We start from the raw sequence: 358 nt of genomic DNA on the forward strand, positions 1-358 counted from the left end.
GATGCCTATCTTCAGGCTGTCGGCCGGCTGCGGGTGAATCGACAGGCGGATCGCCGCCGGGAAATGCTGGGCCAGCAGGTTGCCCCAGGCCCAGCTGCGCTGGATAACGCCGCAGGCGCGCCGTTTGGCGTCTTTTTGCAGCGCGGCGTTGGAACCGCTGTAGCCCGGCAGGAGGCTGTCTTCATACAAGAAGCGCGTGATGGCGCGATACAGCATTAATCCCTGCTCGTCCTGCATCAGCTGACGCTTGATCGCCTCTTCCGATTCGGCATAACCGTCCACCAACAGCCGACGCAGCAGATCGTAGTCATCGGTATGCTCCGCCAGGCCTTTGACATCGCCAAGGTTGAACACGCTC

The 358-nt window shown here is 61.7% G+C and carries 1 protein-coding gene; it reads right to left on the bottom strand.

Going from position 1 to position 358, the window contains the following annotated elements; genetic code table 11:
• A partial coding sequence (locus J0A67_RS23570; protein ID WP_206571673.1) for an L-tyrosine/L-tryptophan isonitrile synthase family protein occupies positions 1–358 on the bottom strand: 358 nt, incomplete at both ends.

The sequence above is a fragment of the Algoriphagus aestuariicola genome (genome assembly GCF_017254835.1).
Taxonomy (GTDB): Bacteria; Bacteroidota; Bacteroidia; order Cytophagales; family Cyclobacteriaceae; genus Algoriphagus; species Algoriphagus aestuariicola.